Raw genomic sequence first — 16,800 nt, 5'->3', positions numbered from 1 at the left:
AAAAATTGATTGAATTTCTGCTTTTACGGTAACAAGTCAAACTTTAAATTTCGACCATGTACGCGATTGTAGATATTGAGACGACCGGAGGATATGCGGCAAACCATCGCATTACTGAAATCGCGATTTACCATCATGATGGAATTCAGATTACGGATACCTATCATACCCTGGTAAATCCCGGAAGGAATATTCCGTACTACATCACTGGCCTTACCGGCATTACAACGGAGATGGTATTGGACGCGCCAGCTTTTGAAGAAGTTGCTGAAGATATTTTTAACCTGTTGGATGGAAAAGTATTCGTAGCGCACAACGCGCATTTCGACTATTCATTTTTAAAACGTGAGTTCGAACTTTCGGGCATCAACTGGCAGGCAAAAAAATTATGCACAGTAAGACTCAGCCGTAAAATTATTCCGGGACTTCGCTCTTATAGCTTAGGAACTTTATCAGAAAGTCTGGGTATACAAATCATGAATCGTCACCGTGCCAGCGGTGATGCACAAGCAACCGTTAAAATTTTCGATCAGTTGCTTCGGCGTGACCGCGATAACCATATCACGAAAGCGTTGAAAAGAAATTCGGGAGAAACAATTCTTCCTCCTAATCTTCCGAAAGAAGAATTCGATCGCTTACCGGCACAGCCTGGAGTATATTATTTTCAGAATGCGCGTGGTCAGGTGATCTATGTAGGTAAAGCCATCAACATTAAAAAAAGAATTGCTGGCCACTTTACGGGTGAAGCGCGAGAATGGAGTCGCTCGAAGATCAGAAATGAAATTCACCACATCAGCTATGAACTTACCGGCAATGAGTTGATCGCATTGATTCTGGAATCGCAGGAGATCCGAAGGCTATGGCCAAAGTATAACCTGGCGCAAAAGTATAAGACAGAAGAATGGGGCATCTTCGATTATGAAGATCGAAATGGCTATCACCGGTTTTCAGTAAATATAGTTACGCGTGGTTCACATCCACTCATTCGTTTCAGTTCAAAGGGAGACGCTTGGAATTTCCTGTGGGAAAAAGTGCGTGAGTTTAGTTTGTGTCCTAAATTATGTGGACTGCAACTTGCAAAAGGACTATGCTTTAATTACCAGACGGGCGAATGCCACGGTGCATGTGAAGGCGTTGAAACGGTGAAGAAATATAACAAGCGGATACAAAAAGCGATCGATACATTTAAAGTTGCAGGCAACTCTGCCGCCATCATCGGTAAAGGAAGAAATATAGATGAGCAGTCGCTGGTACTCGTAGATAAAGGTACATATTGTGGTTTTGGGTACATCGCAAAAGATGTATCGATTGCCGATTTTGAATCAGCACGAACTTATGTGCGCTCCAGTACAGAAACACCTATAGTGCAAAATTTAATTAACTCGTATCTTACCAATCCGAGAGGAACAGAAGTCGTGCTGTTCTGATATATAGTTACTCATATTATTCGTCCACCACTTAGCAATCGTTATTAAAAATCTCCATGAATAAACACGCTCTTTTATTTTTTATTTTCCTGTCTCATATTCTCTTAGCTCAAAAGAAAGCGGAAACAGCTTTTGTCATTGCAGAGAAGGATTTAATTCCGGAGGGCATTGCATATGATCCGGCAGAGAAAGCATTTTATGTGAGCAGCATCTATAAAAAAAAGATCGTTAAAATTTCCTCGCAAGGTAAGACGAGTGATTTCATCACTACACACGCAGATGAAACTGAACAAGTACTGGGGATGAAAGTTGATGCGAGAGGTTTGCTGTGGGCATGCAACAATACTCCTGAACATGATACCATCAACCGGGTTTCGAATGTACATGTATATGATCTTCATACTAAAAAAATGGTAAAGCGATTTAAGCTTGTAGACGACAATCGCCACTTGTTCAATGATCTATATATTACAAAGGCAGGAGATGTTTTTGTAACTGATACGCAGGCGGGAATGCTTTGGGTGGTGCGCAAAGACAGCAAGAGCCTGGAGGAATTCACGAAACCTGGAAGTCTTGCGTTTGCCAATGGTATAACCGCCACACCCGATGAAAAATTTTTACTTGTCAGTACCGGCAGCGGCTTAGGAATCGCTCGTGTCGACATTACCAGCAAGGCAATTTCATCGCTACGCAACGACCGCTATATGGTGATGGGATATGATGGCCTGTATGTATATAACAATACGCTCATCGGTGTCCAGAATACTTTCTTCCCGGAATCCATTCACAAGCTAACCTTAACACCTGTCGGTAATGCTGTTGAGAAGATTGAATATTTATGTGATGAAGATCCGGTATTCGATTCGCCTACAACGGGAGCTATAGCAGACGGCTATTTTTATTTTATTGCCAACAGTCAGTTGCTTCAGCTTATTGGTAATGGAGATAAATTAAAGCAAACGGAAAAACTGAATGATCCTGTAATCTTAAAGATAAAATTATAAGGGGTTGCATTGACAATCGGATTGATGCTGTAATTTGCCGCCAAACTCAATAACGGAATATGATTAAAGAATACATTTCCACCAATAAGGACCGTTTCCTTGGAGAACTTTTTGACTGGCTTCGCATTCCGTCTGTGAGTGCAGACAGTCGCCACAAAGCTGATGTACGTAAAGCCGCAGAATTTTTAAAAGAAAAATTAGCCGCTGCTGGTGTTGATAGCGTTAGCATTTCTGAAACGAAAGGACACCCGATTGTATATGCAGAGAAGATCATTAATCCTGCTTTACCTACGATCCTGGTATACGGCCATTACGATGTGCAACCCGCTGACCCTATAGATTTATGGGATTCGCCTCCGTTCGAACCGGTTGTTAAGAACGACAAGATTTATGCGCGTGGTTCCTGCGATGACAAGGGTCAGGTATATATGCATGTGAAAGCATTCGAGACGATGATGAAGCTCAATCTTCTTCCTTGCAATGTCAAGTTCATGGTGGAAGGCGAAGAAGAAGTTGGCTCTGATAACCTTGGAACATTCGTAAAAGAAAATAAAGCGAAACTTAAGGCCGATATAATTCTCATTTCTGATACAGCTTTAATATCGCTGGAGCATCCTTCCATTACCACAGGTTTGCGCGGACTAAGCTATATGGAGGTTGAAGTGACAGGACCTAATCGCGACTTGCATTCCGGTGTATATGGTGGTGCTGTTGCCAACCCTATAAATATACTCTGCAGCATGATCGATTCACTGCATGATGAAAATGGAAAAGTTGCTATCCCAGGTTTTTACGATAAAGTTGCCGAGCTCACAGCATCAGAACGTCTTGCTCTGAACAAAGCTCCTTTCGATCTGGACGAATACAAAAAAGAATTGGGCATCGATGAAATAAAGGGAGAGAAAGGATATACTACATTAGAAAGAACAGGAGTTCGTCCAACGTTGGATGTCAATGGAATTTGGGGAGGCTATACCGGGGAGGGCGCGAAGACTGTGTTGCCATCCAAAGCGCACGCTAAAATTTCCATGCGACTTGTTCCCAATCAAATCAGTTCTGAAATTACCGAGCTGTTTACAAAACATTTCCAATCTATAGCGCCCAAGTATGTAAAGGTAAAAGTTATGGCGCATCACGGTGGTGAACCGGCCGTTACTCAAACCGATTCTGAAGCGTACAAAGCTGCAAGCAAAGCATTTGAAGAAGTGTTTGGAAAAACTCCCATACCAACCCGCGATGGTGGAAGTATACCTATTGTTGCTTTGTTTAAAAAAGAACTTGGATTAGATACCGTACTGATGGGTTTTGGTTTGGACAGCGATGCTATTCATTCGCCCAATGAACATTACGGTGTAAATAATTTCCTGACGGGTATTGAAACCATTGTAGCTTTTTATAAACACTACGCGAAGAAGTAGATATATCTATAGCTTCAAGCTGGTACGCTAACAATCTTAAGCTTGTGCAGATCAACACTGATTCGCACAAGCTTAATTTATTTAGGAGCCTATCCCAACCTCAATCGCAGTTTATGCAAATGGTATATATATTCTTAAAGAGATCGTCTAAAACAAACTTAAATTTCCACCTCTTCTGAATTTTGTTAAATCTACAGGAGGCATTGTTTTACCGGCAAAGTATTTCTTCTTCGATATTGTAAAAAGCTGGTGTATAGTCTCCGCATAATTACCTTCCCCACCCATTCGCCTGCCAAACTGTGAATCGTTTACATTGCCGCCATGCAGTGAACAGATCTGATGCCATACTTTATCAAAACGATCCGGAAAATTCTTGCGAAGCCAGTCTTCAAAAATTTTTCCTATAGATCCATTCAATCGTACAACGGTCATGCCTACACCTAACGCGCCGTGGTCACTGGCCGCTTTCAGAATCTGTGGTATTTCGTGATGATTCAACCCAGGAATAATCGGAGCGTTCATAATCGCCACGGGCACTCCTGCTTTTGCCAAAGCTTCCACGGTTTGTAATCTTTTTATCCCGCTGGCAGTCCGTGGTTCCATAGCTCTCCTCAGGTTCTCATCTAAACTCGTAATCGATATATATACATGTACAAGATTATCCTGCGCAAGATCTTTCAGCAGATCCAAGTCACGAGTTACAAGACTATTCTTTGTAATGATGCCAACCGGGTGGCGGTACTGTGCAAAAATTTTCAGCATGCCTCGTGTAATCTCAAACTTACGCTCAAGTGGCTGATAACAATCTGTGTTACCGGAAAGACTGATCGGCACAGGCTGCCAATCCGGATGAAGTATAAATTTCTCCAGCAGCTTCGGTGCATCCTTTTTTACAATGATCTTACTTTCAAAATCTAGCCCGGCACTAAAGCCCCAATACTCGTGTGAGTTTCGCGCATAACAATATATACATCCATGCTCACAACCCTGGTATGGATTGCTGGAATACATCATTCGCAAATCAGGACTCGTAACTTTGTTAACGATCTTTTTTGGTGTCTCATAAAAAATTTGCGTTGTTGGAGCAGAGAACAACGGTTCATCAAGTCCTTCAATATGTTCCGTAACATATTCCGCTTTTAGAAATCTATTTCCAGTTTTTATTTGTGCTCCGCGTCCTTTAAAATATTCATCTTCCATATAATCCTCCTTCACTATTGTCATACATAGTTACTAATTTTTTTAGTAATGTCATCTAAAATTATTAGTAATTTAAAATTCGTTTTTTGCGCAGAATTCCAGTTATTTTCAAGGCAAAAAAAGCTTGCTTCAGTATACATCAACTCCGGTTCAGGAATTTCATCACCCAACAATAGAGGCGGCTGGTGTTCGCGTGATTATTAAACGAGAAGATTTAAACCATCCTTTTATTTCCGGAAATAAATGGTGGAAGCTGAAGTATAATCTCGCGGAAGCAAAAAGACTCAATAAAAAAATACTGCTAACATTCGGAGGCGCATACTCGAATCACATTTACGCAACTTCTGCGGCTGCACATGAATGTAATTTTGAAAGCATTGGTATAATTCGTGGTGAAGAAGTCGAGCCTATAAATCCTACGTTGCGTTTTGCGAGAGAACAAGGAATGAAACTTCACTTTGTTTCGCGGGAAGAGTATCGAAAAAAAAATGATATAGTTTTCATTCAAGGCCTTCGTGAAAAATTTGGTGACTTCTATTTAATCCCCGAAGGCGGAACAAATGAATTTGCGCTAAAGGGATGTGCAGAATTTGGTGAATCGCTTTTGTCATTAAGTTTCGATCATCTATACCTTCCGGTGGGGACCGGAGGAACTATCGCTGGCATTATTGCCGGGCTCGGTAACGCATGTGAAATTGTCGGGGTTAGCGTGTTGAAAGGTGACTTTCTAAAAAAAGAAGTCGATCAGCTATTAAATATTTATAGTCAAGGGAAAAAAAATACTTCATCGATTTATGGAAACTGGTCCATCCTTACATCTTATCATCACGGAGGCTATGCTAAGGTGACGCCTGAGTTGATGGGGTTCATTCGTGAAATGAAGCAGCAGCATAATCTCCCGCTCGACCCTGTATACACGGGCAAGTTAATGTGGGCAGTGATGGAGGATGTGAAGAAAGGTTCTTTTCGTAGAGGGTCCACTATACTTGTCGTGCATACAGGCGGGCTTCAGGGTGCTACTACTTACCAGAACCTATATGAGGAAATTTCTACTTAGCTGTTTTGCGCTTCTTTACATCACGGCAGGCGCACAAGACCTTGTCAACTCACGTACCAGCAGTTACCACACATTTATATACCAGATTACAAACGAGGAAGCGGAAACGCTATATACTAAAGAGTATGAACCCTTGGCGGATAAATTCTTTCATACGCTCGTTGATTTTTATCCTTCCGATTCAATATATAGAAAGGAGTTACCAGTTGGGCACTATTTATTTATCAAATCACAAGGAACATCTTTACAAGCTGAAATAGAGTCTGTCAATAATCTTGACATGGCCATTCTTAATAATCATCGCGATTTGGTTTTGCTATTTCATGATAGAAATGGAAATGAAATTAAAACACTGAAGCCACGCATCGGAATCAGAAGTATTCCATTCACAAAGAAATTAAACGCCTATCGTATTGCCACCACCAATCGACAGGGATGGATCAGTGTGCTATACCAAGGGCACTCTTCATACTTCGATATCAATCGACAATATAATAACACACTTCCGGCACGAACAAAAAGAAGAGTGCTTGGTACTTTTCCAATCAACCATATACTATCACCTATATTCTATATCGGACGCACAGTAAAAAGCCTTTTCGATTATCCCCACATCAGTCCTCCTGGTATATATTACCGGGTACGCAAAGTGTTTGCACAAAAAAATTACACCGGGTATGTTGTGCTGAATAAACCAAAATTCAAACCAGGCGACACTGTAAAACTTAAAGCTTATATCGTAAAGAAAAATGGCAAGCCCATCCATAATAAACTTCAGGTAGAGATCAGTGGATATCATGGCAATTACTGGAAAAAGAAGTTGGGTGAAATAACCAGCTATAGGCCTGGAGCATATGTATATGAATTTGTGCTAAATGATAGCCTGAAGCTGGAGCTTGACAGAAGATACTCTATTTACCTCATTGATAAGAAGCAGAATGATAATTATCCTTCAGTGTCTTTTGAATATGAGCAATATGAATTAAAACAAAATTTCTTCAGCATCCGCAGCAGTGACTCGCCTCCACATAAGCAAGCTACTATATTTCTAAAAGGGACAGATGCGAATGATCTGCCGTTATATGATGTGAGCGCTGAAGTATTGGTGATGTCTAAAAACGTAAATGCATTCGAGAGGCCTTCCGTATTTGTAAAGGATACTTTATGGACACATTCTATAAAGCTTGATCCACTCGGAGAAACAAGTATAGCGCTACCTGATTCCATTTTCCCAAAAGCTGAAATCGACTATGAGGTCACTGCCATTTTTACAAATGCAGACAACGAACGTCATGTCAAGAATCTCAATTTAAAATATACCTATAAAATACCGGTCGCTGATGCAGAAATTAAAAACGACTCAGTCATATTTACTTCCACTTCTCAAGAAAAATTTCAGGTTCAATCGCTGAATACTTCAGGAGAGGTATATCAACAAGCAGATGTCTTACTTCCCTATGCGCAAAAGATTGATCCCTATACCACTGCGTATCTGTTACTGCAGAATAAAGTTATACTAAAGAGAGTTGACCTTATTGCGACAGACGCTGGTGTTAACGTTGCTGCACAACGCACAAAAGATAGCTTGTTGGTTGTTGTTCAAAATTCAAGAAAGTTAACATTCCGTTATCAGTTGTTCAGGGGCAATACGATTATTGACCAAGGGCAGACAACGGAGTATACTTTAAAAAGAAAGACATCTCCGAATGCGCGTTATTACTTTTCGATTCAATATATATGGGCCGGCAAGTCAAACGATCAGAACTTTGATCTGCCTTTTGCTAAAAAGCCGTTGGTTGTTGATATCGATCATCCCTCATCTATATTTCCAGGCCAACGGGTTGATATTAAGATTCTCGTAAAAGACGCTTTCAGTAAACCGGTTCCTTATGCTGATCTTACCGCGTATGCCATCACTAAAAAATTCAGGGAGACATCCCCTATAGCACTGCCCGATTTCGAGAGATTCAAAAGCAGAAAAATCTTCAACGAATTCCACGAAAAAGATATAAACACTTCACTCACTAATTATCTCGATTATGATTTTTGGAAAACCAAGCTGGAGCTCGATAGCATTGAGTATTATAATTTCTTATACCCTGCAAACGGACTCTATACAAATTACTCTTTAGCAGAAGACAGTATTACGCAGGTTGCTCCGTTTATCGTTGGTTATGGTAATATCCGATCTGTATACTATATCTATGTTGATAATGAGTTAAAGTATTATCACGGTACAGAAAGCATTGAGCCCTATTCATTTCGAGCACGCGCAGGATTACACACCATTACCATTCGTCTTCGCGATCGCATTTTGAAAATTAAAAATGTAACTCTGAAAAAAGGTTTTAAACTTACTCTCAGTATTGACCTCTATAATTTACCGGTTACGGTAGAAGAAATCAAAATGGAGCCTGTGTTTTCTGCAAATGAGATTAACAGCCTGGCGCCATATTTTCTTTTACTTAACCGCGACAATGCACAACGCCTGGCCTATCTGCAACAGGGCGATGAGATTCATACTATGCCATTCTTGCAATGGGGGAGTGATCAGAATAAATTAGTTGGACCCTTTTCCTGGGGAGCCGCTTCCTATCATACGCCCGACTTCACAACGCCATTTAGTTTCAAACCAAATCGGACTATAACATTTATGCCCGGCTTGATTGATCAGGAACGAATCAGCATATCCGATCGCTTTAAGCAAAGACTACATTTTTTCAGCTTTAATCCTTCATTAAAAGATCAAGTGCAAACGGAGACGCGAGTCCTTGAATTTTGGAAGCGACAAGCGATAGAAAAAGTATATACCGTCAGAAAATATCCAGACAATCATCCGGTTGTCAAAAATACAGGAACTCTTGTTGTTCTCGACAGTAAACCTGTTGGCTTACCTCCACGTTTCGCTACATTTATTATAAACCTTGACGTGCCGGATGAATACTATATCTTCCCTGGCCACGTGGCTTACTTTACACCTCTACTACCAGGAACATACCAGGTAGTGGTTCTTTATCAAGATGAAAGTTACCTGAAGCCAGCACCGGTTAAGGTAAACGCTTACGGAAGAACGTTCTATAAATTGGACCATGAGAAAATACATATACCTGACTCCTTTAGTCGTCAAGTAATGGAGCGAGTTAAAAAATGGTCAAATGAATCCGTATATATCGAGCAAACGCGTCAACGTCAAATGCAGGCTCTTCGCGAGCTATACTATCTTGAGTCAACAGACAACACACCACTCGGTGATGGCCGTTGGGTAACCGGTAGAGTTACAGATGAATCAGGTGAGCCCGTTCCTGGTGTAAATGTAATTCTAAAAGGTACAGACAATGGCACTGCCACCGACATGCAAGGCGAATATAGAATATATGTTCCTGCCAATGGAGTACTCGTCTTCTCTTTTATCGGATATATATCACAGGAAACAAGCACGCGATCGCAAAACGCGCTGGATATACAGCTTAACGCTGATGTACAGCAGTTGAGTGAGGTGGTAGTAATTGGATATGGAAGCCAGGAGAAAAAAATGTTAACCGGTTCAGTGTCTGCTGTACAGGGAAGAATGGCAGGAGTATCTATACTTTCAGGGAATAAAGCATTGGTTGCCGATTCTGTAAGTATAAAACTTCGTGGAGTTGCTGCTATCGGAAGCGGAAATGCACCATTGGTACTCATTGATGGTGTCTTACGAACATTGGATGACATCGATAAGAATAAAATTACCTCTATAGAGGTGCTCAAATCAGAGCAGGCCGTAGCGCTATATGGTTCGCAGGCGGCCAACGGTATAATTCTTATATCAACAAAACCTGGCACCACACGTGCGCAGCTTCTCAAAACGAAATTGCCCGAAGCTCCACAGCTTTTAACGGCAGGTGATGCAGCTCCGGGACTTTCGCTTCGTAAAAACTTTCGGGACTATGCTTTCTGGCAACCGAAACTATATACAGATCAAAATGGCGAAGCAACTTTCCAAACTACTTTTCCAGATGATATAACGGGATGGAACATTCAGGTACTAGCTATGGCTTCAAAGAAGCGAACCGGGCAAACGAGTAGCAAAGTACAATCGTATAAACCACTGGCTGCACAACTGTCTTTGCCTAACTTTCTTTTACAGGGAGATACTGCGCAGGCTATGGGAAAAATTACCAACTACGGTGGTGATAGTTTGTTGATCACACGATCGATAAACGTTGCTGGAAAATCGTATCGCGAAAATTCCCTTCTGATAAAGAATTCGGTGATCGATACTATAAATCTCATCGGGCCTGCACATGACAGTCTCTCCGTTAAATATAGTATAGGCTACAAAAAGTACGAAGACGGTGAATTGCGAAATATACCTGTGATGCCCGTTGGCTCTTTGGAGAGCACCGGATTCTTTGCTGCTTTACCACGTGATACCACTGCTATCTTTAATTTTAATAATCCCAGAAATATAAAGCTCTACGCTCAAACTGATCTTATGGATGTACTATTGGATGAAGTGAATATACTTAAGGTATATCCATATGATTGCAATGAGCAACTTGCCTCTAAACTAAAAGCGCTGCTTGCAGAAAAATCAATATGTATATACCGGAAAGAAAAATTCAAATACGATAATCAAGTTGAGAAGGCCATTAAGAAACTTATTGCCAACCAACATAAAGACGGCAGTTGGGGTTGGTGGAGTATGCGTGGCGGCAATCATTGGATAACGTTGCACGTTGCGAAAGCGCTTTTATGGGCAACCTCTCTGGGCTATAAAGCACGATTCGATCAGCAAGGTGTAAAGAATTATCTGATGGAATATACTACAAGCTCTACACCAATAGAAGAGCAACTAAGGTCCTGGATTTTTCTTTCTGAATCAGGAGAGACCATTGCTGTTCAGCCGATCATCGATTCGTTGAAGAAAAAGAATGCGATAAAATCATTGCACCAAAACCTGCTGATACAACGGCTTCGTCAGCTACAGAAATATAGTGTTGACTGGAGTGTGATTGAAAAATACAGACATGAAACGCTGAAGGGAAATTGGTATTGGGGAGAAACCAATTATACGTTGATGAACAACGATGTTGACAATACACTGCTCGTCTTTCAATTGATGGAGGCCAGAAATCAGAATGATCCTGACTTGCTGAAGCTTCAGAATTATTTTCTTGAAAAAAGAAAAAGATGCTGGACGAATACATATGAATCTGCGCGCATCATTGAAACGTTACTTCCTCGTTTATTGAAACAGAAGCACGTTGATCAAAAACCTGTGTTGACATTGAACGGAAATCGAACTATAACGAATTTCCCTACGGAGATTGAGTTTCGTGATCACAAAACTATATCTATAGCTAAAGCAGGAAGCGCACCTGTTTATATAACTGCCTATCAGCAACACTGGAATTCGCAACCTAAAAAAGTTGAGAAGGAATTTATAATACATACAGCACTTGAGGACAATGTTAAAAAGCTCAAGGCGGGTAAACCCGTGACTTTACATGTAACGCTTGAAGTAAAGAAAGACGCTGAATATGTGATGATCAATATACCTATACCCGCAGGCTGTTCTTACAACACCAAGGATCAAAGCTGGACCAACGGAGAAGTGCATCGCGAATATGACCTGCACGAAACACGTATATACTGCGAACGCCTCCGTGCCGGTACGTATCATTATGAGGTTAAATTGCTTCCACGATACAAAGGCAAATATCAACTCAATCCTGCGAAAGCAGAATGGATGTATTTCCCTGTAGTATACGGTCGTGAAGAAATGAAAAGTATAGCGATTGATTGATTTATACCAACATCATGAAGGCTGCAACCAACGTCATACCAATGATGAACCAACGATACATGCGCTCGGGGATTTTACTTACAATAAAGACTCCCAGAAATGCACCTATAGCAATGAGCGGAAGCATTGTAAGATCCAGCAGAAATGTATGCCAGGATATAGTATGCCAGGCAAAAACATGAAATGGAATTTTAAACCAGTTCATTACCATGAAAAACCATGCGGTTGTTCCAATGAAAGAATTCTTCGGCAACCGCATGGATAGGAAATATACTGCCATCACGGAGCCAGCCAGGTTCCCGACCATGGAAGTGAAACCACCGGCTGTACCCGTTAAACCTGCAAACCATTTATAGTCTGGTATATCTTCTTTATGTCCGCGTTCGAGCCAGAGCATAATGACCACACTCCCTACAATAATTACCGCCATGATCATTCTGAAAATATGATCATCGATCATCCCTCCTACAACTGTACCAAGTATAGTACCTATCACTGCCCATGGAAAAAGTTTCTTAAGGTGCTCCCACGATGCGTGTCGATGGTAATACCACACACCCATGACATCCGCGAGGCAAAGCATCGGCAGCATAATGCCACTGGATAGTTGTCCGCCAAACACAGAAGCAAGTAACGGCACCGCCACCATGCCTGTGCCATGCACTCCTGTCTTCGACATGCCTACGAACACCGCTACCAGGAAGAAAATGAAAAGCTGTGCGGTAGTAAAATGAAAAGAGAAAAGTGTTATCAACTATAAATGCTTTGATGTGGACCGAAACAAATGTAAACGACTATATATAGCTACTAACTGTATTCTAACTAAACAAACTGTTTAGCTCAAGATCGATTTTGTTAACGATAAAAGAAAAATCATCGATGTTGGCTACGAAGTCAAGGCTATTTACATCGATCACCAGGAGTTCGCCAAGGTTATAGTTGTTGATCCAGCTTTCGTAATGTTCATTGAGATTACGGAGGTAATCGATCCGGATTGAGTACTCATAATCACGACCGCGTTTTTCAATCTGCTGAACGAGCTTGGGTATATCTGCTTTTAAATAAATGAGAAGATCAGGAGGCTGCACAAAGCTTATCATCGAATGAAATGTATCGAGGTAACTTTGAAAATCACGCTCCGTCATAAAGCCGCTCTTGTGCAGGTTAGCAGCGAAGATATAGGCGTCTTCATAGATCGTGCGGTCCTGCACGGTAACTTTACCTGTGCTGGCGCGAATCTTATTGACTTGCTTGAAGCGGCTGTTCAGAAAATACATCTGCACATGAAACGCCCAACGGTTCATGTCTTCATAAAAATCACGCAGATATGGATTGTCCTCTACCGACTCCAATAAAGCTTGCCATCCATAATGTTTTGAAAGCTTACCGGCAAGTGTAGTTTTACCGGATCCAATATTTCCGCAGATAGCGATGTGTTGTGGCTGCACGACTTTACGTTTTGAAGGCAAGGTAATGAAAAAGTCAGCAGTGCGCGGAGTGTTTATACCATACTTTTCAAGAAGTATATTCCACCAGCAAATAAACTATAGCCAGTTTTTCCGCTTGAAATACCAGAGAAAACCAAGCGAAGAAAGAATCATAAACCCGATAGCGATCGGATATCCTCCTAACCACTCAAGCTCTGGCATGTGCTTGAAGTTCATTCCGTATATACTGGCAATTAACGTAGGCGGCATGAACACAACCGTTACAACCGTGAAGATCTTGATCACGGTGTTCTGCTCAATGTTTACAAGACCTAAAAATGTATTCTGTAAATACTCAAGGCGCTCCGAGCTGAATTGTGCGTGTTGAAGAAGCGAGCCTATATCTTTTATAATGATCTTTAACCGTTCATTCTCCATCTTGTTGAATTCGGGTATACGGATCAGCGAACTTACCACGCGTTGCTTTTCAGTTATAGTCTCGTGAAGTACCATGGTATTTTCCTGAAGCTGCGCAATTCCCAAGAGTAACTCTTCTTTTAAAGATTTACGTGCGATCAAATCTTTACTGATGCCGTTCAGTTTACGATTTATACCTTCGATCAAATCGGCATCACTATCAATGCGAGTCTCAAGTATGGTAAGGAAAACATCGAGGCCGTGTTCTTTTGCTTCGGCATTCATTGTTTTCATTCTGCGGACTGTCTCAGCAAAAATTTTCAAATCACCTTGACGGTATGTAAACAGCACACGATTTTTCAAGATGAACGTAACGTTCTGTATCGAGAGTTCAGCTTCCTGGTTTGTTACAAAGGTGAGGTTGATTTCCGTAGTTTCATCGGTCTCCAAAAAACGCGAGCTGCTTTCAATCTCCTGAACTTCCTGGTAGGTAAAGAATTCTATTTTATAATTCTTTTCAATGAAATCCTTCTCGTCCTGCGAAGGCGACTGTAAATCGATCCAGATAATATCCGTAAGTTTTACAATTTGCTCCCGCGGCAGATTTTTAAACTGCTCCAGCTTCCCCTGTCTGATTGTGTAAACCCTGATCATAAAAAATAATAGCGGTGCAAGTTAAAGCATCCCTGTGAAATAAAATGTGTTACCAATTTTAAAGTCCTATCAGAGTTGCATAAAAACTCATTCCTTAACCTCCACGGTTTCAGAAAACGATTTATATTTTTATTTCTTTAATTAGCCCTTAACATATAAAGCACATTATAATAGCCTATCGTTTTTTGAACGATTTACTCTCGCCTCTAATCATGAAATATAGTGTTGTAATCGTACGATCCTTTGGCTATCCATACGAACGAGAAAGTTGTCCTTATAATAATCTTACTGCCTTTAAAAAAAGAACCCGGCTGATATATAAACATCATCCGGGTTTCTTTCACCTGTAAAACTAATTTTCTCTATTCGTCTTTATCTTCAGCCTTGTCGGCAGCATCAGCCTTTTCAAGCTCTTGATCAACGATCTTCTCGATCGTTTCACGCTGACGTTCGTCTATTGTCTTATCAACTTTAGCCTGCTTCTTCATAAACCGAAGCATAGCGTTCTTCTTTATCTCGTAGGCTATAAATACAGTATACTCGTTTGCTTTTTCGTTATAGAACTTCTTCTCGTCCATTTTACGCAGATCAGCGAGGTTTGTATTCATGATCTGACGAACAAGGCTTTGAAATTTATCAGCAACGTCTGCTGCATTTTCATTTTCGGTTTGACCCAGGTATTGATCGGCAACCTGTTTCATCGTTGTATTTACTTGTCCTGCTAACTGTGCCTTTGCCTCTATATCTGCTTTACCGCGAGCGATGTTGTCCTGCGAACTTGTTCCTTTGCCGGAGGCGCGCCAGAAGCGATTATTAGATTCATATGCATTTCCCTGAAAAGGCTCTTTTACTTTTGTTCCATACGGACTTGAAGCGCATGACGCCAGTAAAGTCAATATGACTGCAGTGAGAGACAGGTTAAGCAATTTCATAAGTAGATTTATTAACGAATTAAAAGTACGAAAAATTGTGCCAGAAAAACGGGTGTTATCGTTTCCTATGCAGTTAATAACCTGTTTATAGAGGCCGACATAGAGACACAACCTGTGCTATAGTTCATGACACACAACCTCCTTGCCGGCTTTTCTGATTTTGATGGGTGAGAATTTTACAGTATCTCGCAGAAACATTTACTTAGCATTCATTGTAATAATGATGTTCGTATTATAAATCACTTACCTTGACCTTCCACGATTTTAAATTTGACCAAAAGCTTATCGATGGACTCGACTCGATGGGATATAGCAAGCCCACTCCGATCCAGCAGCAAGCCATTCCTGTTATTCTAGATAATCACGATCTGATTGCCTGCGCACAAACCGGCACCGGAAAAACAGCAGCCTATATACTTCCTGTCCTCAATAAAATTATACACGCTGAAACACGCCATCTGAATACGCTGGTAATTGCGCCAACGCGCGAGCTTGCGCAACAGATCGATCAACAGATTGAAGGCTTCGCATATTTTCTAGGCGTAAGTTCACTGCCTATTTATGGTGGTGGTGATGGCGCCACGTGGGATCAGCAACGTAAAGCTTTAGAGCAAGGTGCTGATATTATCATTGCAACACCCGGACGTTTGATCGCGCTACTCGCAGCCGGTACAATCAAGTTCGATCATCTTCAACATCTTATACTGGATGAAGCAGATCGTATGCTTGACATGGGTTTCTTCGATGACATCGTGAAGATTATAAAATATTTGCCGACGGAGAGACAAACTTTACTGTTCTCCGCTACCATGCCTCCGAAGATCAGGATGCTGGCCGGTAAAATTTTGAATAAGCCACAAGAGATCAATATTGCTCTCGCTAAACCTGCTGCTGGAATTTCACAACAGGCGTATGTTGTATTCGATGAGCAGAAGGGCGCGATTCTGAAACATATACTTAAAACGGTTCCGTGGAAAAGTGCGATCATCTTTGCTTCCACAAAAGAGACCGTCAAAAAACTTGATGCAGCATTCCAACGGGGAGGGCTACCCGCCAAAGCGTTTCACTCTGATCTGGAGCAGCAAGAGCGCGAAGAAATTTTGCGTGCCTTTAAAAATAAACAGATCAACATGCTGATCGGAACAGATGTACTGTCACGCGGTATAGATGTAGAAGGAATCAGTCTTGTGATCAATTGGGATGTCCCTCCAGATCCAGAGGATTACGTCCATCGTATTGGCAGAACCGCCCGCGCAGAAACTACGGGCACAGCGATAACGCTGATCAATGAAAAAGATCAACGCAAGTTTTTCAGTATAGAAAATCTGATCGGAGATATTATTCCGAAGAACCCTTTACCGGCAGAGATCGGTGAAGGACCTACCTATAGTCCGGAAGTAAAAAAGAAACCTGCCGGGAATTTTAAGAACCGAAAACCAGGCAAGAACTTCAAAAAGAAAAACTAAAGCGCAGATT

The 16,800-nt window shown here is 41.3% G+C and carries 11 protein-coding genes; 6 read left to right on the top strand and 5 right to left on the bottom strand.

Translation table 11 applies throughout. The annotated features are described in order from the left end of the window. Positions 1 to 56 precede the first annotated feature (56 nt). Genes B5Y40_RS15735 through B5Y40_RS15725 form a run of 3 tightly spaced genes read left to right on the top strand, consistent with a single transcriptional unit; the run spans position 57 to position 3,849 of the window. Entirely contained in the window at positions 57 to 1,427 is a 1,371-nt protein-coding gene (locus B5Y40_RS15735; protein ID WP_079687746.1) for an exonuclease domain-containing protein, read from the top strand. 56 nt (positions 1,428 to 1,483) lie between these two features. After that, complete coding sequence (locus B5Y40_RS15730; RefSeq protein WP_079687745.1) at positions 1,484 to 2,431, top strand: SMP-30/gluconolactonase/LRE family protein; 948 nt, start codon at positions 1,484 to 1,486, stop codon at positions 2,429 to 2,431. Between the two features lie 59 nt (positions 2,432 to 2,490). Beyond that, positions 2,491 to 3,849: a dipeptidase gene (locus B5Y40_RS15725; protein WP_079687744.1), complete on the top strand. Its 1,359-nt coding sequence runs from the start codon at positions 2,491 to 2,493 to the stop codon at positions 3,847 to 3,849. A 147-nt stretch (positions 3,850 to 3,996) separates the two neighbouring features. On the opposite strand, the gene B5Y40_RS15720 is transcribed toward B5Y40_RS15725, so the two are convergent. Further along, complete coding sequence (locus tag B5Y40_RS15720; protein ID WP_245840575.1) at positions 3,997 to 5,073, bottom strand: PA0069 family radical SAM protein; 1,077 nt, start codon at positions 5,071 to 5,073, stop codon at positions 3,997 to 3,999. 100 nt (positions 5,074 to 5,173) lie between these two features. Between B5Y40_RS15720 and B5Y40_RS15715 the strand changes: the two genes are divergently transcribed. Then, positions 5,174 to 6,106 carry a 1-aminocyclopropane-1-carboxylate deaminase/D-cysteine desulfhydrase gene (locus B5Y40_RS15715; RefSeq protein WP_079687743.1) on the top strand — a complete coding sequence of 311 codons (933 nt, stop codon included), beginning with the start codon at positions 5,174 to 5,176 and terminating at the stop codon, positions 6,104 to 6,106. Beyond that, a complete protein-coding gene (locus B5Y40_RS15710) occupies positions 6,087 to 11,894 on the top strand; it encodes a carboxypeptidase-like regulatory domain-containing protein (RefSeq protein WP_079687742.1) in 5,808 nt (1,935 codons plus the stop codon). The genes B5Y40_RS15715 and B5Y40_RS15710 overlap by 20 nt, the downstream gene beginning before the upstream one ends. A gap of 1 nt (position 11,895) precedes the next feature. Here B5Y40_RS15710 and B5Y40_RS15705 read toward each other — a convergent pair whose 3' ends face one another. The 4 genes from B5Y40_RS15705 to B5Y40_RS15690 all read right to left on the bottom strand — a co-directional run bounded on the left by B5Y40_RS15705 (position 11,896) and on the right by B5Y40_RS15690 (position 15,324). Then, on the bottom strand, positions 11,896 to 12,648 hold the full coding sequence (locus B5Y40_RS15705) for a sulfite exporter TauE/SafE family protein (protein ID WP_079687741.1): 753 nt from the start codon (positions 12,646 to 12,648) through the stop codon (positions 11,896 to 11,898). A 64-nt stretch (positions 12,649 to 12,712) separates the two neighbouring features. Further along, positions 12,713 to 13,342, bottom strand: coding sequence for a deoxynucleoside kinase (locus B5Y40_RS15700; RefSeq protein ID WP_079687740.1), 630 nt, complete (start codon positions 13,340 to 13,342; stop codon positions 12,713 to 12,715). Between the two features lie 96 nt (positions 13,343 to 13,438). Then, positions 13,439 to 14,392 carry a magnesium/cobalt transporter CorA gene (gene corA / locus B5Y40_RS15695; RefSeq protein ID WP_079687739.1) on the bottom strand — a complete coding sequence of 318 codons (954 nt, stop codon included), beginning with the start codon at positions 14,390 to 14,392 and terminating at the stop codon, positions 13,439 to 13,441. Positions 14,393 to 14,754: 362 nt separating this feature from the next. Further along, positions 14,755 to 15,324 carry a hypothetical protein gene (locus B5Y40_RS15690; RefSeq protein WP_079687738.1) on the bottom strand — a complete coding sequence of 190 codons (570 nt, stop codon included), beginning with the start codon at positions 15,322 to 15,324 and terminating at the stop codon, positions 14,755 to 14,757. 248 nt (positions 15,325 to 15,572) lie between these two features. On the opposite strand from B5Y40_RS15690, the gene B5Y40_RS15685 reads away from it, so the two are divergent. After that, the gene (locus B5Y40_RS15685; RefSeq protein ID WP_079687737.1) at positions 15,573 to 16,790 is read left to right on the top strand and encodes a DEAD/DEAH box helicase; all 1,218 of its coding nucleotides are present in this window, start codon (positions 15,573 to 15,575) and stop codon (positions 16,788 to 16,790) included. Positions 16,791 to 16,800 lie beyond the last annotated feature (10 nt).

The organism is Ohtaekwangia koreensis, assembly GCF_900167975.1.
GTDB classification, from domain to species: Bacteria; Bacteroidota; Bacteroidia; order Cytophagales; family Cyclobacteriaceae; genus Ohtaekwangia; species Ohtaekwangia koreensis.
The sequence above is the reverse complement of the archived record's forward strand: the minus strand, read 5'-3'. Positions and strand labels throughout refer to the sequence as shown.

Bases quoted from the DNA above. Each gene is read 5' to 3' on its own strand.
- B5Y40_RS15735 (WP_079687746.1), top strand. From the start codon at position 57: ATGTACGCGATTGTAGATATTGAGACGACCGGAGGATATGCGGCAAAC.
- B5Y40_RS15730 (WP_079687745.1), top strand. From the start codon at position 1,484: ATGAATAAACACGCTCTTTTATTTTTTATTTTCCTGTCTCATATTCTC.
- B5Y40_RS15725 (WP_079687744.1), top strand. From the start codon at position 2,491: ATGATTAAAGAATACATTTCCACCAATAAGGACCGTTTCCTTGGAGAA.
- B5Y40_RS15720 (WP_245840575.1), bottom strand. From the start codon at position 5,073: ATGACAATAGTGAAGGAGGATTATATGGAAGATGAATATTTTAAAGGA.
- B5Y40_RS15710 (WP_079687742.1), top strand. From the start codon at position 6,087: ATGAGGAAATTTCTACTTAGCTGTTTTGCGCTTCTTTACATCACGGCA.
- corA (WP_079687739.1), bottom strand. From the start codon at position 14,392: ATGATCAGGGTTTACACAATCAGACAGGGGAAGCTGGAGCAGTTTAAA.
- B5Y40_RS15690 (WP_079687738.1), bottom strand. From the start codon at position 15,324: ATGAAATTGCTTAACCTGTCTCTCACTGCAGTCATATTGACTTTACTG.